Origin of the sequence: Citrobacter sp. KTE151 (assembly GCF_000398845.1) — a bacterium.
GTDB classification, from domain to species: Bacteria; Pseudomonadota; Gammaproteobacteria; order Enterobacterales; family Enterobacteriaceae; genus Citrobacter; species Citrobacter braakii.
This window is the reverse complement of record NZ_KB976064.1, coordinates 147,440-169,401: the sequence shown is the minus strand read 5'-3', so window position 1 is coordinate 169,401 and position 21,962 is coordinate 147,440. Positions and strand designations below refer to the sequence as shown.

General features: G+C 50.4%; 18 protein-coding genes and 1 pseudogene. 5 read left to right on the top strand and 14 right to left on the bottom strand.

Going from position 1 to position 21,962, the window contains the following annotated elements; genetic code table 11:
* Positions 1-57: 57 nt before the first annotated feature.
* Complete coding sequence (locus tag WC7_RS13820) at positions 58-1,254, bottom strand: L-talarate/galactarate dehydratase (RefSeq protein ID WP_016153126.1); 1,197 nt, start codon at positions 1,252-1,254, stop codon at positions 58-60.
* Between the two features lie 271 nt (positions 1,255-1,525).
* Here WC7_RS13820 and WC7_RS13825 point away from each other — a divergent pair, with 271 nt between their 5' ends.
* Positions 1,526-2,578 carry a LacI family DNA-binding transcriptional regulator gene (locus tag WC7_RS13825; protein WP_233628821.1) on the top strand — a complete coding sequence of 351 codons (1,053 nt, stop codon included), beginning with the start codon at positions 1,526-1,528 and terminating at the stop codon, positions 2,576-2,578.
* 34 nt (positions 2,579-2,612) lie between these two features.
* A complete protein-coding gene (gene pptA, locus WC7_RS13830) occupies positions 2,613-2,840 on the top strand; it encodes a tautomerase PptA (RefSeq protein WP_016153124.1) in 228 nt (75 codons plus the stop codon).
* A gap of 39 nt (positions 2,841-2,879) precedes the next feature.
* Here the strand turns inward: pptA and WC7_RS13835 are convergent, their stop codons facing one another.
* A complete protein-coding gene (locus WC7_RS13835; protein ID WP_016153123.1) occupies positions 2,880-3,452 on the bottom strand; it encodes a flavin reductase family protein in 573 nt (190 codons plus the stop codon).
* Between the two features lie 157 nt (positions 3,453-3,609).
* Between WC7_RS13835 and nhoA the strand changes: the two genes are divergently transcribed.
* On the top strand, positions 3,610-4,455 hold the full coding sequence (gene nhoA, locus WC7_RS13840) for an N-hydroxyarylamine O-acetyltransferase (protein ID WP_016153122.1): 846 nt from the start codon (positions 3,610-3,612) through the stop codon (positions 4,453-4,455).
* 35 nt (positions 4,456-4,490) lie between these two features.
* A pseudogene (gene murP, locus WC7_RS0124530) lies at positions 4,491-4,658 on the top strand (PTS N-acetylmuramic acid transporter subunit IIBC); the annotation flags it as partial.
* A gap of 102 nt (positions 4,659-4,760) precedes the next feature.
* Here the strand turns inward: murP and WC7_RS26685 are convergent.
* The 9 genes from WC7_RS26685 to WC7_RS13880 all read right to left on the bottom strand — a co-directional run bounded on the left by WC7_RS26685 (position 4,761) and on the right by WC7_RS13880 (position 17,353).
* Positions 4,761-5,153 (bottom strand): hypothetical protein, encoded by a 393-nt coding sequence (locus tag WC7_RS26685; protein WP_016153121.1) that lies wholly within the window; start codon positions 5,151-5,153, stop codon positions 4,761-4,763.
* A gap of 59 nt (positions 5,154-5,212) precedes the next feature.
* Complete coding sequence (locus WC7_RS13845) at positions 5,213-6,613, bottom strand: PAAR domain-containing protein (protein WP_016153120.1); 1,401 nt, start codon at positions 6,611-6,613, stop codon at positions 5,213-5,215.
* Positions 6,614-7,380: 767 nt separating this feature from the next.
* Positions 7,381-8,274 carry a PhzF family isomerase gene (locus WC7_RS13850; protein ID WP_016153118.1) on the bottom strand — a complete coding sequence of 298 codons (894 nt, stop codon included), beginning with the start codon at positions 8,272-8,274 and terminating at the stop codon, positions 7,381-7,383.
* A gap of 135 nt (positions 8,275-8,409) precedes the next feature.
* Positions 8,410-9,090 (bottom strand): respiratory nitrate reductase subunit gamma, encoded by a 681-nt coding sequence (gene narI / locus WC7_RS13855; protein ID WP_003833047.1) that lies wholly within the window; start codon positions 9,088-9,090, stop codon positions 8,410-8,412.
* Positions 9,087-9,782: a nitrate reductase molybdenum cofactor assembly chaperone gene (narW, locus tag WC7_RS13860; protein ID WP_016153117.1), complete on the bottom strand. Its 696-nt coding sequence runs from the start codon at positions 9,780-9,782 to the stop codon at positions 9,087-9,089. The genes narI and narW overlap by 4 nt, the downstream gene beginning before the upstream one ends.
* Positions 9,782-11,326: a nitrate reductase subunit beta gene (gene narH / locus WC7_RS13865; protein WP_016153116.1), complete on the bottom strand. Its 1,545-nt coding sequence runs from the start codon at positions 11,324-11,326 to the stop codon at positions 9,782-9,784. The genes narW and narH overlap by 1 nt, the downstream gene beginning before the upstream one ends.
* Positions 11,323-15,063 carry a nitrate reductase subunit alpha gene (locus WC7_RS13870; RefSeq protein ID WP_016153115.1) on the bottom strand — a complete coding sequence of 1,247 codons (3,741 nt, stop codon included), beginning with the start codon at positions 15,061-15,063 and terminating at the stop codon, positions 11,323-11,325. The genes narH and WC7_RS13870 overlap by 4 nt, the downstream gene beginning before the upstream one ends.
* Before the next feature lie 113 nt (positions 15,064-15,176).
* Positions 15,177-16,562 (bottom strand): NarK family nitrate/nitrite MFS transporter, encoded by a 1,386-nt coding sequence (locus tag WC7_RS13875; RefSeq protein WP_016153114.1) that lies wholly within the window; start codon positions 16,560-16,562, stop codon positions 15,177-15,179.
* A 212-nt stretch (positions 16,563-16,774) separates the two neighbouring features.
* Positions 16,775-17,353, bottom strand: a complete 579-nt coding sequence (locus WC7_RS13880; RefSeq protein WP_016153113.1) for a TetR family transcriptional regulator — start codon at positions 17,351-17,353, stop codon at positions 16,775-16,777.
* 117 nt (positions 17,354-17,470) lie between these two features.
* Here WC7_RS13880 and WC7_RS13885 point away from each other — a divergent pair, with 117 nt between their 5' ends.
* Positions 17,471-18,958, top strand: a complete 1,488-nt coding sequence (locus tag WC7_RS13885) for an MFS transporter (RefSeq protein ID WP_016153112.1) — start codon at positions 17,471-17,473, stop codon at positions 18,956-18,958.
* Here WC7_RS13885 and WC7_RS13890 read toward each other — a convergent pair whose 3' ends face one another.
* The 3 genes from WC7_RS13890 to yddG form a co-directional block, all read right to left on the bottom strand.
* On the bottom strand, positions 18,959-19,339 hold the full coding sequence (locus WC7_RS13890) for a GFA family protein (RefSeq protein WP_087121860.1): 381 nt from the start codon (positions 19,337-19,339) through the stop codon (positions 18,959-18,961). It abuts the gene before it with no gap.
* A 143-nt stretch (positions 19,340-19,482) separates the two neighbouring features.
* The gene (ompD, locus tag WC7_RS13895) at positions 19,483-20,565 is read right to left on the bottom strand and encodes a porin OmpD (protein WP_016153110.1); all 1,083 of its coding nucleotides are present in this window, start codon (positions 20,563-20,565) and stop codon (positions 19,483-19,485) included.
* A 459-nt stretch (positions 20,566-21,024) separates the two neighbouring features.
* Positions 21,025-21,906, bottom strand: a complete 882-nt coding sequence (gene yddG, locus WC7_RS13900; protein ID WP_016153109.1) for an aromatic amino acid efflux DMT transporter YddG — start codon at positions 21,904-21,906, stop codon at positions 21,025-21,027.
* Positions 21,907-21,962: the final 56 nt, after the last annotated feature.

Sequence of the window (21,962 nt, the reverse complement as noted above, 5' to 3'; positions counted from 1 at the left end):
AAGGTTGAGAGCGTTTCTGTAGGGAAGAGGGCGGGTATTACTTACCCGCCAAATAAATTAAGGACGTTTACCAAACTCGCAGGTTAATTGCGTCCAGCGGCGTGTCTGCTCGCTGATGCTGAACCCCAGACCGTGACGGTCGGAAACCCACATCCGACCATCGCGCAGCTCAAGCTGTTCATTAAATAACGGGTTCAGCCATTCGAAATGTTCCAACCATGGCTCAAGCGGGTAAGCGGCGGACAGATGCAGGTGAACTTCCATGGCAAAGTGCGGAGCCAGTTTGCGACCGTGTTTCGCCGCCAGGTCCATAATTTTCAGAAACGGTGAAATTCCCCCCACACGCGGTGCATCGGGCTGCACAAAATCACTGGCATTACCGAGGATCAGCTGTTCATGTTCGCGGAAGCTGGTCAGCATTTCACCGGTAGCAATCGGGGTATCAAGCGCGGCGGCCAGTTGGGCGTGACCTTCCACATCGTAGGCATCCAGCGGCTCTTCAATCCAGATCAGATTGAACTGCTCCATTTTTCGTCCCATACGAATGGCGGTTTCTCGATCCCACTGCTGATTGGCATCGACCATCAGCGGGAAGTCATCGCCCAGCGCTTCACGCACCGCGGTTAAGCGGCGAATATCCTCGGCGCAGTTTGGCTGACCAACCTTGAGTTTGATGCCGCCAATGCCGTTTTCACGGGAAATAACGACGTTTTTGAGCACCTGATCCAGCGGCGTATGCAGGAATCCGCCGGAGGTGTTGTAACACTGCACGGAGTCCCGGTGTGCACCCAATAGTTTTGCCAGCGGCAACCCTGCACGCTTGGCCTTCATATCCCACAAGGCGATATCGATAGGGGAGATAGCCTGAACCGCCATGCCGCTGCGCCCTACGGAAGCTCCAGCCCACAGCAGCTTGGTGTAGATCTTGTCGATATCGTTTGGATCTTCGCCTAACAGGTTATCGGCAATTTCTTTGGCATGAGCATAGATCCCCTGGCCGCCAGCCCGTTTGGAGTAACTAAATCCAACGCCTTCAAACCCGTCGCGACTGCGGATCTCCGCGATAATAATGGCGACTTCGGTTAGGGGTTTCTGGCGACCGGTCAGCACTTTGGCATCGCTCACGGGTGTTGCCAGAGGAAGGAAAGCCAGGGATAGCTTAACCCACTCGATACGGTCGCCGGTTTCAGCCGCGGTTTTTGCATTGGCTGATTTGGCATACGTTACGGCATCGGAATTCGCACTTAATGACATTTTAATCTCTCCTGGTGATAACAAATGATTGCGCTAACATTTTTAGTGTTAGCGCAATCATTGCGCCAGCGAATTGAATGCGTTTTGAACAATCGCTCACAAATACTGAGACAAAAGGGCAGTAACTTGTAAACAGCATCACATTCCAATACTTTATGGGTAAATGCACAAGTCATTATGATGGCGCTATCATTTCAGATGACGCTAATTAACTAAGCTGCTGTTTTCTCAGCGTTATCGTAGAGGGGCGCTGGCAATAGCCGAAATCATGATGAATAATGCCAGGATAAATCAGCGATTTTTGACAAGGGCATCGACAGTGAAAAATCCCAGACCTCCGCGCGCACCCACGCTGGAAGATGTTGCCCGTACCGCGGGATTGTCGCCCATGACGGTGAGCAGGGCGTTGAATACCCCGCAACTGGTGCGCCCGAGAACAGTAGAAAAAGTGATGCAGGCGGTACGCGCCACTGGCTATATTCCCAACGCGCTGGCCGGGGGGCTGGCGTCGCGTCGCAGTAAGCTTATCGCTGTGGTTGTCCCACAAATTAACAACAATATGTTTGTCGATACCATTCAGTCATTGAGCGATGAACTGGCTGAACGCGGATACCACATCTTGCTCTGCGTGTCGGGTTATACGCCGCAAACAGAGGCTGAGCTGGTGGCGACGCTGCTTTCTCGTCGCCCGGATGGTGTAGTGCTCACCGGTATCCATCATACCGCCGAGCTGAAAAAGGTGATTCTTAATGCGGCCATCCCGGTCGTGGAAATATGGGATTTAACGCCAACGCCCATCGATATGCTGGTGGGGTTTTCGCATGAAAAAGTCGGGCAGGCGGTAGCAGACTATTTGCTGGAAAAAGGGTATCGCCGTCCTGGTTTGCTATGGACCGCCGATCGCCGGGCAGGCCAGCGTAAACAAGGACTGTGCGATGCGCTGAGCCGTCATGGTATTGCGGCTGGTGCACAGGTGGATGTCCCGCTTCCTGCCTCTCTGGCATTGGGGCGTAGCGGGTTGGCACAGCTATTGGCTGAACGCGCGTTTGATGTCATCGTCTGTAGCTCAGATACGTTAGCCCAGGGGGCGATCATGGAAGCCGAAAGCCGTGGTCTACGCGTGCCGCAGGAATTAGCGGTAATCGGTTTTGGCGATCTCGACTTTGCCGCCAGTAACCGACCTGCCATCACCACCGTCAGCGTCGACAGACGGGCTATTGGACAACGCGCCGCCTCTCTGCTTGCCGATCGTATCGAACAAATTCCGCGTGAAGACGATATTATTGATGTTGGATTTCACCTGGTGGAACGAGAATCCGCATAAGTTACCTGCATCCCAAAACAATAAGGAATCTGCTATGCCGCACGTCGATATCAAATGTTTTCCTCGCGACCTGAACGACGAACAAAAATCCGCGCTGGCGGCGGATATTACCGACGTCATTATTCGTCATTTGCAAAGCAAAGACAGTTCAGTGAGTGTGGCGCTTAATGAAATTGAGCCCGAGGCGTGGCAGGGCGTGTGGGATGCGGAGATTGTGCCGCAGATGGCCAGGTTGATTAAAAAACCCGGCTACAGCATGTAAGAAAAAACGGGCGGATTTTCCGCCCGTTTTGTCGTGCCATTATTCAGCTGCTGTTATGAGTTTTCCGCTGGAGACAAACGTTCCGGCCCCAAGGTGATGCAGGGTATTGAGCTTGCCATCATCAAACTGCCAGCGTCCTTCCGCGAAGGCTCGCTCATCAGCGGCAGCCGAGACCACTTCACCAAACAGCGTGTCATATTTTTCCTGTGCCGCAGTGGCAGGCAACAGGCGACACTCCATCCAGGCCAGACATTTTTCTTCAATCAGCGGTAAACCCAGTACCGGTCCCTGCACCACGGGAATGCCGTAGCAGTTGAATTTATCTTCCACACGACCGGAAACGCTGCCTACGGCCCAGGTCCAGTTGGCGGCGGCAACGCCCGGAATAACGATGCCGAATTTGCCGCTACGTTCAATGAGCTCCCGTGACCAGGCGGTCTTGTCGACAACAATCGCGATCCGCGGTGGTTCAAACTCCACGGGCATTGACCACGCTGCAGCCATCACATTTCGCCGCTCGGTATGCTCATCCCGGCTGGTGATTAATATCGTTGGGCCGTGATTTAGCAACCGACTGGCATGTTTTAATTCGATCGGACGAAAATGGCTCATGGATGCTCCTTGGCTGAGAGATAACACACCACAATAAACATAGATATTAACGGTATTAGCGATTTTGTCGCCTCGTCTGGAGGAACAACGCACAAAATCGACGGCGCAAAATTAAAAATGCGTTATAAGTACTGCATTAATTGAACAGGAACTCCGTATGACGCCTTTTTTAACCGCTTATTTTGCCCGTATTGGCTGGTCAGATTTGGCCAGGGTCAACATTGAAACCTTACGGGCGCTGCATTTACTGCACAACGCCGCCATACCTTTTGAAAACCTGGATGTATTGCTTCCAAGAGAGATGCAGCTTGATGATTTGTCTTTGGAGGAGAAGCTGGTGACGGCGCGTCGCGGCGGCTATTGTTTTGAACAGAACGGAGTATTTGAGCGGGCGCTACGCGAAATCGGTTTTACCGTACGCAGTCTGCTCGGACGTGTGGTACTGGCGAACCCGTCAAGCCTGCCACCACGCACGCATCGTCTGTTGCTGGTTGAGTTGCAGGGGAAGCAGTGGATCGCCGACGTTGGTTTCGGCGGGCAGACGCTGACGGCGCCGATTCGTCTGCAGGCGAATGTTGAGCAGAAGACACCACACGGCGAGTATCGGTTGATTCAGGAAGGTGAAGACTGGATCCTACAGTTCTGTCATCACGAACACTGGCAATCAATGTACCGTTTCGACCTGGTCGTACAGCATCAGAGCGATTATCTGATAGGCAACTTCTGGTCCGCTCACTGGCCGCAATCACATTTTCGCCATCATTTGCTGATGTGTCGTCATCTGCCCGACGGCGGGAAATTAACGTTAACCAATTTTCATTTCACCCATTATCAGGATGGACACGCGGTAGAACAGATTAATCTGCCTGACGTCCCCAGCCTGTATGCTTTGTTGCAGGAGCGGTTTGGCCTGGGCGTGGATGACGTGAAGCATGGGTTTACCCAGGATGAGCTGGCGACGGTAATGGCGGCGTTTGATACGCATCCGGACGCGGGGAAATAGGGGCATCGGGATTAGTGCCGGATTGGCGTAATCGCCTTAACAGTGCCTTTGGCCCGTCAGGGCTTGTTGCGTTACCGCTCATGACATCTAACAACGGGATTCTTCCGGCGATTGCCGTTTATGGTGGTGGTGTTCTGATCTGTTACGTTTCAGGGTTTATCATCACTGCATTGTTTGGCTGCAAAAACGTAGACCTGGATTGAGGGTATAACATGAAACTTGATATAGCTGCTTATGGTTGGATTGTTGATCAGATATATGGTGCATTGAAATAAAGCTAGTAAAGGGACTCCAACGGAGCCCCTTTATTTATTCAAATATGCCATTATAACCGCTACAATAAAGGAGATTGCTATGGGTATGCTAAAATAAAAAGTTACCACATAAATTCTTGTTAATTTTTTCGGTAATGATTTTATAAACTCCACATCGCAATCATTTGAACTAGCAAGGCATTTTTTATTGAATATCAAGGGGGATATAATAAAACTCATTTTTATATCATAACCAGAAATAAAGAATGGTGATGATTTATAAAATAATTCAGTGTTAAAAGGCAAATATCCAAATCTTTCTTTATACAAAGAACATATTACATAAAAATTCTTATTTCCAATAAACATTAATATATATAAAATTATAGTGCCAAGAACAACTACTCCAGTTAAAATTAATATAATTAATTCATTGCTAGTCATATATTCCCTCATTGTTTAATCATAATAGCAGAAGCTAATTAATTGCTTCTGCTTATATATTAATTAGTCATATTATATATTGATTCACCTAACAACGCCCCCCCTTCTTCGCCAGCCTTACTAACTCCAAAAGTGGTCAATGCTGGTACAACAATTTGGCAAGCTATAGCTCCCGCGCCTCCTGCTGGAGCACTTAATGCAGCCAATACAATTGAACAGACTGCTGTCGATGTTGATTTAATGGCAATTTTAAATACTACCGGAGCAGCTAATCCACCAGAAAATTTGCCAATTTCAGTGTAAGCTGTTTTTTCACAGTCTCTACCAATTGTACAGGCATCATAAATAGAAGTAGCACCATTCAATGCTGACAAACCGATACTAACTTTATTGAATGTTTTCATCAGCTTTGCCAGTTTTGCCGATTTTTCTATATAAGTTGCGTAACCTTCAATATCGTTAACGCCAGTTTGATTCCATTTATGGACAATTGAAGACGAAGATAATCTTAGTGCTTTTTTCATATCATCATATTGAGCAAGGCCAATGTGCTCCCTAAATATTTTTAAAAATATACCATCCAGCTTTTTGAATAATCTTCTTCGCTCTGCAAAAAATTGCTCGCTAATTAAAATGCCACGAGTTGCATAAGTGTTTTTATATGTGTCCTGAATTTGCTTTAACGTACTTTCAATTTCACCAAAATATTTTTCTGACATATCACTCAGAATACCGCCATAGTCAGAACCATATGAAGTAAACATGTCTATTACATGTCTGTTCTGATATAAAAATCTTGCTTCGTCTAATGTTAATGGTTCCAACGCATTATCAATTCTATCTCTAGCTCTCTCGATATGTTTGATTTGATCTGCATCCTGTTTTTTTGGATCTACAATAATTAAAATTGAACCAGGTTTTTTCTTTATATCTGGATTTAATTTTTTATATAGTTCGCGAGTTCCTTCTGGTGGATTAACGAAAATATACTGTTCATATGATGATGGTGTGGACCCGTAAGGTAATACGCAAAATCCCGCATCTACAGGCTCGCATGATGGTTCATCTTCTTCTACTGGACAGGATGATCCTGGTGCCATAGTAAGCGGTTTTGGTACGTTATGTGGTGTTACCGGCTCTATTCTATTTGTTACTGGTTTTGACGTGTTGATAGCCATGCTCTCATAATCATAAGTCATACCTGAATGCGAATGAATAAATCGACATTTACATGGGCACATACCAACACTGTGGGCCGTTCCGGCTGCCCGCCTGTCATGTATAAAATAACCTGGTTGACCACCTACTATTTGATAAAGTTTCTTATCTACACCACATATATATTGATCACCTTCACAAGCGGTTGGTTGTCCATGAATCGTATGTTCGATACAGCCAGAAATAATTTTCCCACCGCAAGTTGTTTTATCTCCAATGACTAAAAAAAATCCATATCCCATTTCGTGTTCCTTTTTTATTAATTTAAATTCTCAGGATACGATGACAGACTAATTCTCACATCGGTTATGTGATTCCCGTCTCATAAAATAAAAATGCCTGAATTTTTTTTGGGGGGATGATTCAGGCTTTCAATAATTAATTTAATTAAATTTTCTTTATGAATGTGTTCTATTGTTTTTTCGTTCTCTATAATGAGATTGATCTTATCAATCCCATTATTTGATAATAGTATCTGTAACGCTTTCTCCCATTTCAACGTGGTTTCACGTTTTTCAATAATATAATCGTATTTGTCATAATGTTTTTACCCATACTTTTATTAGTATGTTGACTTACTATATCCTTTTCATTTTCTGCAAAATGAAGCATCCCGGCTAATGTTTTAAATGTTCTTGTTATATCGCGCATCGAAAAAACAGATTCCAAATATTTTTTCGCAAAAATATTAACAGACTCAGACCAATAAGAAGAACTTAGCCCTATTGTTGGCTTTAAAGCGCGTTTGAGTTTATCAACTTTGACTTAGCATTATAGATTTTGAGCTGTTTTTCATAATTTTTATTAGGGAAATAAAAATCACTATCAGGATACCGTTTAGCTTGTTCCTCCAGTATTTTTTAGCTGATTCATAAATGTACATGACATTATCTCTGTTCAACTTTGTAAATTATTTTGATATCACGAATTTGTTATTTTTAGATTCATATAAAATTTTTATAGTCAATGATTTTGAACGTTGTAGGCCTTATCCGGCCTACGGGAACAATTAAAAATCTATCGCCCATTCTGCGTGAAACAGGATCACCGCCGAACCGGTAATGGTGACTTTTTCTGGCTGGTTATCACGGATAGTTACCGTCACATCAACAATACCGTCGCGCCCGAGCGCACGGCCCTGATGTCCCTGAACACGTAACGTTTTCCCATCATGCGCCATCAGCCCATGGTGAACCAACCACGCGCCCATTGGACCGTTGGCATTGCCGGTAACCGGGTCTTCCACAATCCCAATTGCAGGCGAAAACATGCGGCCATCGGTGGCGTTTTCGCCCGGGCGGATTTGAAAAGGAAAGAAGCCGTTACAGCCAATTTGTTGGCTGATGGCTGTCAAAGCCTGCAAATCAGGGGAAAGGGCGTCGAGGTCCACCTCGGGCTTGAGCGGAATCATCACTTTCGAATGCCCGGTGGTAGCAACCTGAATCGGCAAGCCTGCCAGCATATCGTCTTCGCTCAGGTGTAGGGCCTCGATAATCGCACTACGAATAACCCCTTCCAGCGGAGGTTCAAATCCGGGTACGCCTTGTTCAAGGCTAATACGATAGTCATTCCCGGTAGCTTCGATATCCACCCGATGACGACCAGCCAGCGAGGTTTGCCAGACTGTACTGTTGCCCAAGCCAAGCACGTTTGCCCGCACATAATGTGCAGCGACGGTAGCATGCCCACAGATAGGAACTTCGACCGTCGGCGTGAAATAGCGGATGCGAACATCGCTGTCGTCGCTGGTCAGCAGGAAAGCGGTTTCCGAATGACGCAGCTCGCGAGCAATGAGTTGCATCTGCGCTTCGCTCAGTCCGTCAGCATGCAAAACCACACCTGCTGAATTGCCGCGAAAGGGTACCGAGGTAAAGGCATCGACGTGGTAAACCTGTGGTTTCATTAACGTTCTCCCTGGAATGGAGAAGCATCATAACGTGCAAAATGCCGGATGGCGATGACCGCTATCTTATCCGGCCTACGGTGCCTGGTTGTAGGCCGGATAAGGCGTGTCGTCACCCGACATTTCAATGCGGATTTATCGGCGTGAACGCACTATTTGATAGCGGCGGGTAAAGTACTCAAACGGCGCGCTCCACACGTGAACCAGGCGTGTGAACGGGAACAGCAGGAAGATAGTCATCCCCAAAACCAGATGCACACGGAAAATCAACGCCACGCCATCCAGATGCGCAGACGCGCCGCCCTGGAAAGTCACCACCGACTGCGCCCAACCTACCAGTTTCAGCATTTCACTGCCGTCAGGATGCTGCGCAGAGAATGGGATGGTGGTTAAGCCGAGGATACACTGAATCAGCAGAACGCAGAGGATCAGGATATCGGCAGTGGAGGAGGTTGCACGAATGCGCGGATTGGTCAAACGACGTACCAGCAAGCCAGCGCCACCGACCAGCGTCAGCACGCCACAGAGCCCACCGGCGATCATCGCCATCTGCTGCTTCACCGCAATCGGCAGGAACCAGGCATACATCCAGTGCGGGGTTAACATGCCAAACAAGTGCCCGAAAAAGATCCCCAGAATGCCGATGTGGAACAGGTTTGACCATAACACCATGCCGCGTTTGTCCAGCATCTGGCTGGAAGAGGCCCGCCAGGTGTATTGCCCGTAGTCATAGCGTAGCCAACTGCCGAGGATAAACACCGTGCCGCACAGGTACGGGTAGATATCGTAAAAAAAGACGTTCAGGTACTGTATCATTTCGGGCCTCCCGCGCTGACGTCGACATACTGAGGTGCCACGTCCTGGCTAAAGCGTCGTTGATAGTTTTGTAACGGTGAACTGTCACAGGCGGTGGCGTTATCCTCGATAAACTTCACCTGTTCCTCTTCCCAGACGGCATCCAGCGCCTGTCGGGTATCGTCGCGGGTTTCCGTGCCAACCTGCTTAGTGACACTGTCACTTGAAAGAGGGCTTCCGGCAAGCAGTAGCAGGGCGTCAAACAGTTGATACCACGGCGTATCACGCTGTTTCAAACGCCCACCCAGCAGCGCCAGAATCGGTGCGACGTTCTGCAATCCTTCTTTGGCCTCCGCTTCCGGCAATACGCTTAAGTACTCCAGATACAGCGGCAGATGATCCGGCAGTTCGCGGCAGTCGAGCTGCAGTCCGACCTTTTCGTACTGCGCCAACAGATCAACCATCGCCTGGCCCCGATCGCGAGACTCGGCGTGCACGTGCTCAAACAGCAGCAGAGAGGTGGCCCGGCCCCGGTCAAATATCTCACACCATTCGGCTTGTTTATCCAGTAATGGCGCATTGAGCAGCCCCTGGCTAAATTCGGTAAGCATTGGGGCATCGCTGGCCACAAGCGCCAGCGCCTCGTCTTTACACTCCCACAGCAACTCGTCGGGATATTCCATCAGCAGGCCGATAACCTTCAGGATTTGCATTATTCACCCTCCGCTTTATCGCGCACTTCGGTGATGTCGATGGCGTCAATACGACTGCTGTTAAACAGGTTGAATTTGGTATCTGAACCATGGCAGCCGTCGCCAAAGGTAAATCCGCAACCGTTTTTCTCCGGGAACGCATCACGCGCCATTTCACGGTGGCTGGTCGGGATCACGAAGCGGTCTTCATAGTTGGCGATGGCCAGATAGCGATACATCTCTTCAACCTGCTCAACGGTCAGACCCACTTCCTCAATCGCGCGGGTGTCCGTAACGCCTTCTACGGTTTGCGAACGCATATAATGGCGCATGGCCATCATTCGTTTTAGCGCGCGCAGCACCGGACCGGTATCGCCCGCGCTAAGCATGTTGGCAAGGTACTGAACCGGAATTCGCAGTGATTCAACCGCTGGCAGAATGTTGCCATTGTGCGGCAGTCCCCCCGCGTCAGCGACCGACTGAATCGGCGACAACGGCGGTACATACCAGACCATCGGCAGGGTGCGGTATTCCGGGTGCAGCGGCAGTGCCAGCTTCCAGTCCATCGCCATCTTGTAAACGGGCGAACGTTGGGCCGCTTCGATGACGTTGTGCGGAATACCTTGTTTTAACGCCTCTTCAATGACCGCCGGGTCGTGCGGATTGAGGAAAACATCGCACTGACGCTCGTAGAGATCGGTCTCATGCTTGGTGCTGGCTGCTTCTTCTATGCGGTCGGCGTCGTACAGCAATACGCCAAGATAGCGGATGCGTCCCACGCAGGTTTCCGAACATACCGTCGGCTGGCCGGACTCAATACGCGGGTAGCAGAAAATGCACTTCTCTGATTTACCGCTCTTCCAGTTAAAGTAGATTTTTTTGTACGGACAACCGCTGATGCACAAGCGCCAGCCGCGACATTTATCCTGGTCGATCAACACGATGCCGTCTTCTTCACGCTTATAGATGGCACCGCTCGGGCAGGTGGCGACACAGCTTGGGTTCAGGCAGTGTTCGCACAAGCGCGGTAAATACATCATGAAGGTGTTTTCGAATTGCCCGTACATCTCCTTTTGCATTTTCTCAAAGTTACGGTCGCGGGCACGTTTTGAGAACTCACCGCCGAGCAACTCTTCCCAGTTAGGGCCCCAGATAATCTTGTCCATCCGTTTGCCATCTATCAGCGAACGCGGACGTGCGGTGGGCTGATTCTTGCTTTCCGGCGCGCTATGCAGATGCTGATAATCGTAGGTAAAGGGTTCGTAATAATCATCGATTTGCGGGATCACCGGGTTAGCAAAAATTTTGGTGATAACGCCCATCTTGCCGCCCAGGCGCGGCCTTATCTTCCCGTTAACATCGCGAACCCAGCCGCCTTGCCACTCTTCCTGATCTTCCCAGTTTTTCGGATAACCAATGCCTGGCTTGGTCTCAACGTTGTTAAACCACGCATATTCCATCCCTTCGCGCCCGGTCCAGACGTTTTTACAGGTGACGGAGCAGGTGTGGCAGCCGATGCACTTATCCAGATTAAGAACCATGCCTACCTGTGAGCGTATTTTCATTTTTTCGCCTCCTGTACCTGATCGCGACCTTCATCATCCAGCCAGTTAATATTTTTCATTTTTCTAATCATGATGAACTCATCGCGGTTAGAGCCGACCGTGCCGTAATAGTTGAAGCTGTATGCCAGTTGCGCATAGCCGCCGATCATGTGCGTGGGTTTCGGGCAGACGCGGGTGACTGAGTTATGGATCCCGCCGCGCATACCGGTGACTTCCGAGCCAGGGATATTCATGATTCGCTCCTGAGCGTGATACATCATGGTCATTCCCGGCGGCACGCGCTGACTCACCACAGCACGCGCGGTGAGCGCGCCGTTGGCGTTAAAGGCTTCAATCCAGTCGTTATCCTCAATGCCCAGCTCTTTAGCATCGGTTTCACTGATCCAGACAATGGGGCCGCCGCGCGACAGCGTCAGCATCAGCAGGTTTTCGCTGTAGGTAGAGTGGATCCCCCATTTCTGATGCGGAGTCAGGAAGTTGAGCGCTTTTTCCGGGAAGCCGTTAGGCGGAACTTCGCGCATATTGCTGACGCTTCGGGTATCGATAGGCGGACGATATGCCACCAGACTTTCACCAAACGCTCGCATCCACGCGTGATCCTGGTACAACTGTTGGCGACCGGACAGGGTACGCCACGGGATCAGCTCGTGGACGTTGGTATAGCCTGCGTTATAGGAGACATGTTCACTTTCCAGCCCGGACCAGGTGGGGCTGGAGATGATTTTGCGCGGCTGCGCCTGAATATCGCGAAAACGGATTTTCTCGTCTTCTTTGTTCAACGCCAGATGCGTATGGTCGCGTCCGGTCATCGCTCCCAGCGCTTCCCAGGCTTTCACCGCCACCTGACCGTTCGTTTCCGGTGCCAGGGCGAGGATCACCTCAGACGCATCCAGCGCGGTGTCTATCAGTGGTCGGCCTTTCGCCGGACCTTCGCGTTTGGTGTAGTTCAGCTTGCCGAGGAAATCGACCTCCGCCTGGGTATTCCACGTAATACCTTTCCCGCCGTTACCGAGCTTGTCCATTAGCGGACCGAGCGAAGTGAAGCGTTCGTAGGTGGCGGGATAGTCACGTTCCACGACGGCAATATTGGGCGCCGTTTTCCCCGGGAGGAGATCGCATTCGCCTTTACGCCAGTCCTGAATGTCAAACGGCTGCGCCAGCTCTGCCGGGGAGTCGTGTTGCAGCGGTTGTAATACCACATCCGTTTCTTGCCCAAGGTGCCCGACGCAAACCTCAGAGAAGACTTTGGCGATGCCTTTATAAATTTCCCAGTCGCTCTTCGATTCCCACGCAGGATCGACCGCCGCCGACAGCGGGTGAATAAACGGATGCATATCCGAGGTGTTCATATCGTCTTTTTCATACCAGGTGGCGGTCGGCAAAACGACATCGGAGAACAGGCAGGTACTCGACATACGGAAATCGAGCGTTACCAGCAGATCAAGCTTGCCCTCTATCGCCGCGGACTGCCATTCCACCTCTTCAGGTTTGATACCTTCGCTTGAACCGAGCGCTTCCCCCTGGATCCCGCTTTCGGTACCCAGCAGATACTTGAGCATGTATTCATGCCCTTTACCGGAGGAGCCGAGCAGGTTAGAGCGCCAGACGAAGAGATTACGCGGATGGTTGTTACCACTATCCGGCTGCTCGCAGGCAAAACGAATTTCACCCGATTTCAGCGCCTGTGCAGTGTATTGCGCAGGCGACACTCCCGCTTGTTCTGCCTTTGCTTTGACGCTCAGAGGGTTGAGGTTGAGCTGCGGCGCGGACGGCAGCCAGCCCATTCTTTCTGCCCGCACGTTAAAGTCGATCAAATGTCCGCTAAACTTCGACGCGTCAGCCAGCGGAGAGAGGAGTTCCTGAGCGGTGAGTTTTTCATAACGCCACTGGCTGGAGTGATTGTAGAAAAACGAGGTGCTGTTCATCTGACGCGGCGGGCGGTTCCAGTCCAGCGCAAAGGCCAGCGGCAACCAGCCAGTTTGCGGACGCAGTTTCTCCTGACCCACATAGTGCGCCCAGCCGCCGCCGCTTTGTCCCACACAACCGCAGAACACGAGGATGTTAATCATTCCACGGTAGTTCATATCCATGTGATACCAGTGGTTGACGCCAGCCCCGAGGATAATCATCGAACGGCCATGCGTTTTGTGCGCCGTATCGGCAAACTCACGGGCGATTTGTTCGATATGACGACGAGGGACACCGGTAATTTGCTCTCCCCAGGCCGGGGTGTAGGCTTTCACTTCGCTGTAATCTTGCGCGCTATGAGCGTCATCCAGACCACGGTCGAGGCCGTAATTCGCCAGCACCAGATCATAGACGCTTACCACCGGGCAACGGCTGCCATCGGCGAGGGTAAGATGTTTTACCGGCAGTTGACGAATCAGCACGGGTTCCTGTTTCACGCTGCGAAAATGTGGGTTTTCGTTGCCGCCAAAGTAGGGGAATGCCACGCCGGTCACTTCATCATGCTGACCGAGCAACGAGAGGGAAAGTTCTGTTTCAGCGCCAGCCGCCAGTGGCTCCAGGTTCCATTTACCTTTCTCGCCCCAGCGAAAACCGATAGACCCGTTCGGGACCACCAGTTCGCCAGCAGTGTTAAAGGCCACGGTTTTCCACTCCGGATTGTTACTTTCGCCCAGACCATCGACAAGGTCTGAGGCGCGCATCATGCGACCTGGCACGTAGCTGCCATCTTCCCGGGCATCCAGCAAAACCAGCATCGGCATATCGGTATAGCGACGACAGTAATTGATGAAGTAATCGCTGGGATTGTCGAGGTGGAATTCTTTCAGGATAACGTGGCCCATCGCCATCGCCAACGCGCTGTCTGTTCCTTGCTTGGGGGCCAGCCACTGGTCGCACAGTTTAGCGACTTCCGAGTAATCCGGCGTAATGGCAATCGTCTTGGTGCCTTTGTAGCGTACTTCAGTAAAAAAGTGCGCATCCGGGGTACGGGTCTGCGGCACGTTTGACCCCCAGGCGATGATGTAGCTGGAGTTATACCAGTCGGCGGATTCTGGAACATCGGTCTGTTCGCCCCAGGTCATCGGTGATGCAGGCGGTAAGTCGCAGTACCAGTCATAGAAGCTCAGGCAGGTTCCGCCCAGTAGCGAAAGATAACGTGTGCCTGCGGCATAGGAGACCATCGACATAGCAGGGATCGGGGAGAACCCGGCCACGCGATCCGGGCCATAGGTTTTCACCGTCCAGACGTTGGCGGCGGCAATGAGCTGATTAAGCTCTTTCCAGTTGGAACGGATAAAACCACCGCGCCCGCGTACCTGCTTGTAGCTCTGGCATTTTTGCGGGTCGTTCATAATGGATTCCCAGGCCAGCACCGGATCGGGCTGGCGGGACAGGGCGTCGCGCCACAGTTCGATCAGACGTTTACGCACCAGGGGATATTTCAGACGGTTGGCGCTGTAAAGATACCAGGAGTAGCTGGCACCGCGCGGGCAGCCACGGGGTTCATGATTTGGCAGGTCAGGGCGAGTTCGCGGGTAGTCGGTTTGCTGCGTTTCCCAGGTCACCAGTCCGTTTTTGACGTAGATTTTCCAACTGCATGAGCCGGTACAGTTAACGCCGTGGGTAGAACGCACAATTTTGTCGAACTGCCAGCGCTGACGATAGCTGTCTTCCCAGTCCCGGTTGGTGTGCATCACTTGCCCGTGCCCATCGGCAAACGTATCGCCCTTTTGTTTAAAGTAGCGAAAGCGATCGAACAGTTTACTCATGACATAACTCCTGCTTTGAGAATATTGCCGACGGTGAATCGAACGGTAGGCCGGATGGCGGTTAACGCCTTATCCGGCCTATCGAACTGTCCGATCCTGCGGTATCCATTTTGTTATTTTTTTTGTGATTTACGGCCATAGACCAGCCAGGTCACCAGCACGCAGACGATGTAAAACACGAGGAATATTTTCATTGCGCCCACCGGAGAACCGGTCAGCGCCAGCGATGAACCAAACGCTTTGGGGATGAAAAAGCCCCCCACAGCGCCAATAGCAGAGATGAATCCCAGGGCGGCAGCGGTATCGGTTACCGCCTCACGTTGGGCCTGTTCTTCAGTACCACCGTGCAGCTTGACCCGGTATATGGTGATTTTGCGAAAGATCACCGCGATCATCTGGAAGGTTGAGCCGCTTCCCAGACCCGCAGTCAGGAACAAGCCCATAAACACCAGGTAGAAGGCGACAAAGTTTCCTTCGCCTAACCCTGGCAGGGTGAGAAACAGCAGGGCGCTAAACAACGCCATAAAGATGAAGTTAATTAACGTGACGCGCACACCGCCGAATTTGTCAGAGATCACCCCACCTGCCGATCGCGCAAGAGCGCCGATGAAGGGGCCGAAGAACGCCAGTTGCAGGATATTCACGTCCGGGAACTGAGTTTTCGCCAGCATGGCAAAGCCTGCCGAAAAGCCGATAAATGAACCGAAGGTGGCGAGATACAGCAGGCTTAATAACCACAGATGAAAACGTTTGAGGACCGGCAACTGGGAAGCAATTGAGGCCTTCGAACTGGCAATATCGTTCATTCCCATGCCTGCTGCTAAGGTGGCTATCAGCAGTAACGGAACCCAAATCCATGCGGCATTGGCCAGCGACAATAACGAGCCGTCGGCTTGCGGTACGCCCTGTACGCCCAAAAAGGTAAAGATAGGCAGAAAGATCACCAGCGGCGCGATCAACTGCATCACGCTGACGCCAAGGTTGCCGAGACCACCGTTAACGCCTAATGCGCTGCCTTGTTTCGCTTTGGGGAAGAAAAAGCTGATATTACCCATGCTGGAGGCAAAGTTTGCGCCAGCAAAACCACACATCAGCGCAATGATAATAAATACGCCAAACGGAGTAGCGTTATTTTGCACGGCAAAACCGAGCCAGACGCAGGGAATAACCAGAATAATCGTGCTAAAAATGGTCCACCGGCGCCCACCAAATATAGGTACCATAAAGGAGTAGGGAACGCGTAATATTGCGCCAGAAAGAGAAGGCAATGCCGTTAATAAAAACAGTTGGTCAGTGGTGAAATTAAACCCAATTTTATTCAGATTGACTGCCACGGCGCTGAACAACATCCAGACGCAGAACGCCAGCAACAGACAACTTACTGATATCCAGAGGTTTCTGCGTGCAATATGCTTACCTTTGTTTTCCCAAAAGGCGGGGTTCTCCGGTTTCCAGTCAGTTAAAAGATAACGATTATTTTTCTCATTTGATGCTGACATATTATTCTCCATGCCCATGCCGTTCATGAAAAAGAAATAAACGCACACAGCGCCGCGCGAGTTCTTTTTAGAAACTATTGAAAAGTTTTGGGAATATTGACTGAAAGAATAGATAAAAAAGCGCAATAACGCGGCGTGATGAGGGAATTACATGTTGCTTAAGTGTTACCAATTGTAAAATTAAAAGATGTATTATTAATTCATCTATAACATCAATTAACTAACTCTAACGTAATCATACGATCCAAATGGCGTTCGAATGCAGGGTCGGCCATTTCCTCAATGCCTAAGACATAGATGCCATCCAGACCGCAAACCAATGCGATTAAGCGCCAGGCCACCTCGGCCGCATCCGGTATTGCTGAAAATTCACCTGCACTCTGTCCTTGAGTGATGATAGCGGCGGTTTCTTCATGCCACATCCGCATGGTTAGCAGGTAGGCGCTTTTGATTTCCGGATCTTTATCCGCCAGGACCTGCGCTTCGCGCCACAGTTTAATGTAGGGTTCGAACCCGCCATCTTCGCTGCCCAACATAGCATGCAGTCGTTCGCGGAAGCTGGCGTTATCACTGACCTGTTCGGCATCCAGAAGGGTCCGTATCAGTTGCACAAACGCGAGGGATTTTAACTCACCCGCAGAGGTAAAGTGATGGTGTACCTGCCCGGTGGACACCTGAGCTTCCGTGGCAATACGCCGCACCGTCATAGCAGTAAATCCTTCCTCAAGCGCGACACGCATGGCCGCTTGCAGAATAACTTCCCGACGTTCGTCCCGATTCAGATAGCTCATCTTTCCTCCTGTACCCGTATAGCACGCAGTCTAACAAAAAGTTGGACATACGTTCAAATTTCCGTAGGCTCGCTAAAGCTGGACACGTGTCCAGTTTCAGTTTCGTTAGGGAGTTTTATGTTTCGTCAGTGGTTAACGTTAGTCATTATTGTACTGGTCTACATCCCTGTTGCGATTGATGCAACGGTGCTGCACGTTGCCGCGCCCACGCTGAGTATGACGCTGGGTGCCAGTGGTAACGAGCTGCTGTGGATCATTGATATTTATTCTCTGGTAATGGCCGGAATGGTATTGCCAATGGGCGCGCTGGGCGATCGTATTGGCTTTAAACGTCTGCTGCTGTTAGGGGGCGGATTATTTGGTCTCGCATCGCTGGCCGCTGCCTTTGCCCACAGCGCGGGTTGGCTGATTGCCACTCGGGCTGTATTGGCGATTGGGGCGGCGATGATTGTTCCGGCAACGCTTGCGGGTATTCGCGCCACATTCGCTGAGCAACGGCATCGCAATATGGCGCTCGGTGTCTGGGCTGCCGTGGGTTCCGGCGGTGCGGCATTTGGCCCACTGGTTGGTGGAATGCTGCTGGAGCACTTCTACTGGGGATCCGTATTCTTAATTAATGTACCGATTGTCCTGGTGGTGATGGCCTTAACCGCACGTTTAGTGCCGCGCCAGGCCGGACGTCGCGATCAGTCGTTAAATTTCGGTCATGCGATAATGCTGATTGTCGCCATTCTGCTGCTGGTTTACAGCGCTAAAACCGCGCTGAAAGGGCATACGGCGACCGCTGCCATTGCGTTGACGCTGTTAACCGGCGCGTTACTGTTGTGGCAGTTTGTCCGCATTCAGCTCGCTGCTTCCCGCCCGATGATTGATATGCGGCTGTTCACGCATCGTATCATCTTAAGCGGCGTTGTGATGGCGATGACCGCCATGATAACTCTGGTGGGTTTCGAGTTACTGATGGCTCAGGAGCTACAGTTTGTTCATGGTTTAACACCGTATCAGGCGGGATTGTTTATGCTGCCGGTGATGCTGGCAAGCGGCTTCAGCGGACCCATTGCCGGTATGCTGGTGTCACGCCTGGGATTACGTTGTGTGGCAACGGCGGGTATGGCGCTTAGCGCCGTCAGTTTTTACGGCCTGGCGATGACGGATTTCAGTACTCAGCAGATTCAAGCCTGGATATTAATGGCTTTGCTCGGTTTCAGCGCCGCCAGTGCGCTGCTGGCCTCAACGGCGGCTATCATGGCGGCAGCCCCGGCAGAAAAAGCCGCAGCCGCGGGCGCCATCGAGACAATGGCTTATGAACTGGGGGCCGGGCTTGGGATCGCTATCTTTGGTTTGTTGTTGAGCCGCAGCTTTTCAGCCTCGATTCTGCCGCCTGTCGGACTTAACCCACAGGAGATAGAACGAGCCTCATCGTCAATGGGGGAGGCGGTGCAACTGGCGCACTCGCTCCCGTTGTCGCTGAGTGAGGCGTTGCTGTCGGCTGCTAAAGAAGCCTTTACCTGGTCGCACAGCGTGGCCTTAAGCAGCGCCGGCAGCATGCTTATCGTATTAGCGGTAGGAATGTGGTTCAGTCTGGCAAAGGTACAGCGTCAATAACTAATGGGCTAAATGACAGGGGTAATCCATCTCTTCGACTTCTTTCCCACTCAGTCGAGCGTATTGCCCCGTCAGCCTCCAGAACGCAGGCTGTGTTTCCGTATAGATCTCTGCCGCTAAAACCAGGCGGCGGCGATCCACCTCATTCAGCTCCAGCAGCGTCCACGGCACAAAATAACGATCGCTGCCCGTTAGGGTAAACCACAGCGGGCACCCGCATCCGGAACAGAAGAAACGTTCACCACGATTTGAAGATGGGAAGTGCGAAGGTTCTGCTGAATCTGGCGACATCAGCGGCTGAGCGCTGGCTTCCAGATACATAGCGATGCCACCTGACCACTTCTGGCACAGCGTACAATGACAGGCATAGACATCCAGCATTTCGACGTCGACGGTAAAATGACTCTGCCCGCAAAGACAACGACCAGTGAATGTCTGCACGGCATACTCCTTATGACCGAGTCTACATTAAGAGAAAAAGCCAGCCCTGGAAGGACTGGCTTTGTATTCAGACTACAACAAAATTAGAACTGGTAGTTCAGACCAACAGCAACGATGTTGTCGGTTGATACTTTTGCTGCAGTGGTGAAGTTATTGTCATCCAGCAGGTTGATTTTGTAATCAACGAAGGTAGACATGTTTTTGTTGAAGTAGTAGGTAGCACCCAAGTCTACGTATTCAACCAGATCCTGGTCGCCGTAACCATTGATGTCCTTACCTTTGGATTTCAGGTAAGCAATGGACGGACGCAGACCGAAGTCGAACTGGTACTGAGCAACTGCTTCAAAGTTCTGTGCTTTGTCTGCAATACCTGTAATACCAGTACCGCCATAGGTGGTCATGTTACGGGTTTCAGAGTAGGTCGTTGCCAGGTAGATGTTGTTCGCATCGTATTTCAGACCAGCAGCCCATACTTCAGCGTTCTTACCGGAAGCCATGAAAGCGTTGTTACCTACAGCCTGACGGTCGGTACGGTCAGATTTCGCATAGGTCGCACCTACGCCGAAGCCTTCGTACTCATAGGTAGTAGACAGACCGAAGCCGTCGCCGTTAGCTTCTTTCAGGTTGCCACGGTCGTTTTTGCCCTGGTACTGAGCAGCAAAGTTCAGACCTTCGACCAGACCGAAGAAGTCGGTGTTACGGTAGGTTGCAACGCCAGTAGTACGGCCAGTCATGAAGACGTCAGTCTGGGTCCAGGTATCGCCACCGAACTCTGGCAGAACGTCGGTCCATGCGCCGATGTCGTATGCTACGCCGTAGTTACGACCGTAGTCGAAAGAACCGTATTCAGCGAATTTCAGGCCAGCGAATGCCAGACGGGTTTTGTCTGCTTCGGAACCCTGATCTTCAGAACGGTTGCCTTTGAATTCATATTCCCACTGACCAAAACCAACCAGTTGGTCGTTGATCTGAGTTTCGCCTTTGAAGCCCAGACGCGCGTAAGTTTTGTCGCCATCGCTGCTGGTATCGTCAGAGAAGTAGTGCTGAGCGTGAACTTTACCGTACAGGTCCAGTTTGTTACCGTCTTTGTTATATACCTCAGCTGCGTTTACCGCACCTGCCGCCAACAGGCTAGTCACTGCCACTGCAACTAATTTAAGTTTCATTCTAAATAATCCTTATAATTATTTCTTGGTGTGTTTCCTAAACCATTGCTAAACGAAGGGGTTCGTCAATGGCAAACCATTTTTAAATGACGCAGTGGTATAAGTTCAATAATAAGTTTCATAATATTGCGAAATATTTGAAGTTGTGTGATCCAGATCTACATAATATAGCTGATTGTATTAATCTTAATATGTGACAGATCGGAATGGGTATATTTACATGGGGGACTATTGTGCAGGCTATGATTTAAATGGCGTTAGTTTCGTAGGTGTAATATATACATGTGAAGAGATATAGATGACCGAGTATTACTTTCGGGCGTTAATTAATTTCCATATATTTAACATTTAATTAAACAAATATAAACATAAACCGCAGTGGAATGAACAATTATTATTCATTAAATTGTCTAAAGTATAGCCGGATTTTATTTGTTTGTGATAAAACCCGACTTTTTTTCAGGCACGGCGCGTTGCCAGCCAGCAAAGCAGAGACCCCGCGCAGACCATTAGAGCTCCTTGCCAGAAGGATAGTGACAGCGGGGAGCTGAGCAACACCGCCGCCAGCGCAGAGGAGAGCACTGGAGTAAAATAAGACCCGACGGCCATAACGGTCACGTTGCCATGCAAAATGCCAATATTCCACGCGGCATAGGCAAATCCTAACGTTAATGCTGCAGTGAACATTTTAATCGTCACCGAAGTGCTGAAAACCATTTCCGGTTGAGGCGTAATAAAATAGTAAACCCACAAACTTGCCGCCGTTAGTAAAACGAACACGGTGATGCCGTTAAAACCTTTTGCATATTTATTAGTCACCGTGCAATACGTTGCCCAGATAAAAGCGCCGAGAAAGGCGAGGAAATAGCTAAGCGGGCTGCTGGCAACATTACTGATAATTTCTCCAGGATTGAGGCCGTTTTCGCCCCCCAACACCCAACAAACCCCGGTCAATGCGATGATTAATCCGGGAATCACCAACCAGGTTGTTTTTTGGCCATTAAATAAGATGGCGAATAATATTGTCAGACTTGGCCAGAGATAATTGACCATACCGACTTCAATAGCCTGGTGACGAGTGGCGGCATAGCCGAGGGCCAGCGCTAAGCATATTTCATAGCTAACAAAAAGCACGCTGCCGGCGATTAAATATCGCACAGGAATTTTTCTGATATTTGGGAAGCCGACGGTAAATATCAGCAACAGGCCGCTTAATGTAAAAATCATCGCCGCGCCGCCTGCCGGCCCCAGTCCTTCGCTTACCCCACGAATAAGCCCGACCATCGTGCTCCAGAGCACGATGGCAATAAGCCCAATTAACGTTGCTTTTTGTTTTGTCATGCTGATTGTCTGTCCATGGTACTGGCAAAAATTAAGCTGAAATGTATAGCACCTTT

What these genes read in the sequence shown, in the direction of transcription:
- WC7_RS13875 (WP_016153114.1), bottom strand. Translation starts at nt 16,562, where the DNA reads ATGTCAGCATCAAATGAGAAAAATAATCGTTATCTTTTAACTGACTGG.
- WC7_RS26685 (WP_016153121.1), bottom strand. Translation starts at nt 5,153, where the DNA reads ATGACTAGCAATGAATTAATTATATTAATTTTAACTGGAGTAGTTGTT.
- WC7_RS13845 (WP_016153120.1), bottom strand. Translation starts at nt 6,613, where the DNA reads ATGGGATATGGATTTTTTTTAGTCATTGGAGATAAAACAACTTGCGGT.
- narW (WP_016153117.1), bottom strand. Translation starts at nt 9,782, where the DNA reads ATGCAAATCCTGAAGGTTATCGGCCTGCTGATGGAATATCCCGACGAG.
- pptA (WP_016153124.1), top strand. Translation starts at nt 2,613, where the DNA reads ATGCCGCACGTCGATATCAAATGTTTTCCTCGCGACCTGAACGACGAA.
- WC7_RS13835 (WP_016153123.1), bottom strand. Translation starts at nt 3,452, where the DNA reads ATGAGCCATTTTCGTCCGATCGAATTAAAACATGCCAGTCGGTTGCTA.
- WC7_RS13850 (WP_016153118.1), bottom strand. Translation starts at nt 8,274, where the DNA reads ATGAAACCACAGGTTTACCACGTCGATGCCTTTACCTCGGTACCCTTT.
- WC7_RS13885 (WP_016153112.1), top strand. Translation starts at nt 17,471, where the DNA reads ATGTTTCGTCAGTGGTTAACGTTAGTCATTATTGTACTGGTCTACATC.
- yddG (WP_016153109.1), bottom strand. Translation starts at nt 21,906, where the DNA reads ATGACAAAACAAAAAGCAACGTTAATTGGGCTTATTGCCATCGTGCTC.
- WC7_RS13890 (WP_087121860.1), bottom strand. Translation starts at nt 19,339, where the DNA reads ATGCTGGATGTCTATGCCTGTCATTGTACGCTGTGCCAGAAGTGGTCA.
- WC7_RS13820 (WP_016153126.1), bottom strand. Translation starts at nt 1,254, where the DNA reads ATGTCATTAAGTGCGAATTCCGATGCCGTAACGTATGCCAAATCAGCC.
- WC7_RS13880 (WP_016153113.1), bottom strand. Translation starts at nt 17,353, where the DNA reads ATGAGCTATCTGAATCGGGACGAACGTCGGGAAGTTATTCTGCAAGCG.
- ompD (WP_016153110.1), bottom strand. Translation starts at nt 20,565, where the DNA reads ATGAAACTTAAATTAGTTGCAGTGGCAGTGACTAGCCTGTTGGCGGCA.
- narI (WP_003833047.1), bottom strand. Translation starts at nt 9,090, where the DNA reads ATGATACAGTACCTGAACGTCTTTTTTTACGATATCTACCCGTACCTG.
- narH (WP_016153116.1), bottom strand. Translation starts at nt 11,326, where the DNA reads ATGAAAATACGCTCACAGGTAGGCATGGTTCTTAATCTGGATAAGTGC.
- WC7_RS13825 (WP_233628821.1), top strand. Translation starts at nt 1,526, where the DNA reads ATGAATAATGCCAGGATAAATCAGCGATTTTTGACAAGGGCATCGACA.
- WC7_RS13870 (WP_016153115.1), bottom strand. Translation starts at nt 15,063, where the DNA reads ATGAGTAAACTGTTCGATCGCTTTCGCTACTTTAAACAAAAGGGCGAT.
- nhoA (WP_016153122.1), top strand. Translation starts at nt 3,610, where the DNA reads ATGACGCCTTTTTTAACCGCTTATTTTGCCCGTATTGGCTGGTCAGAT.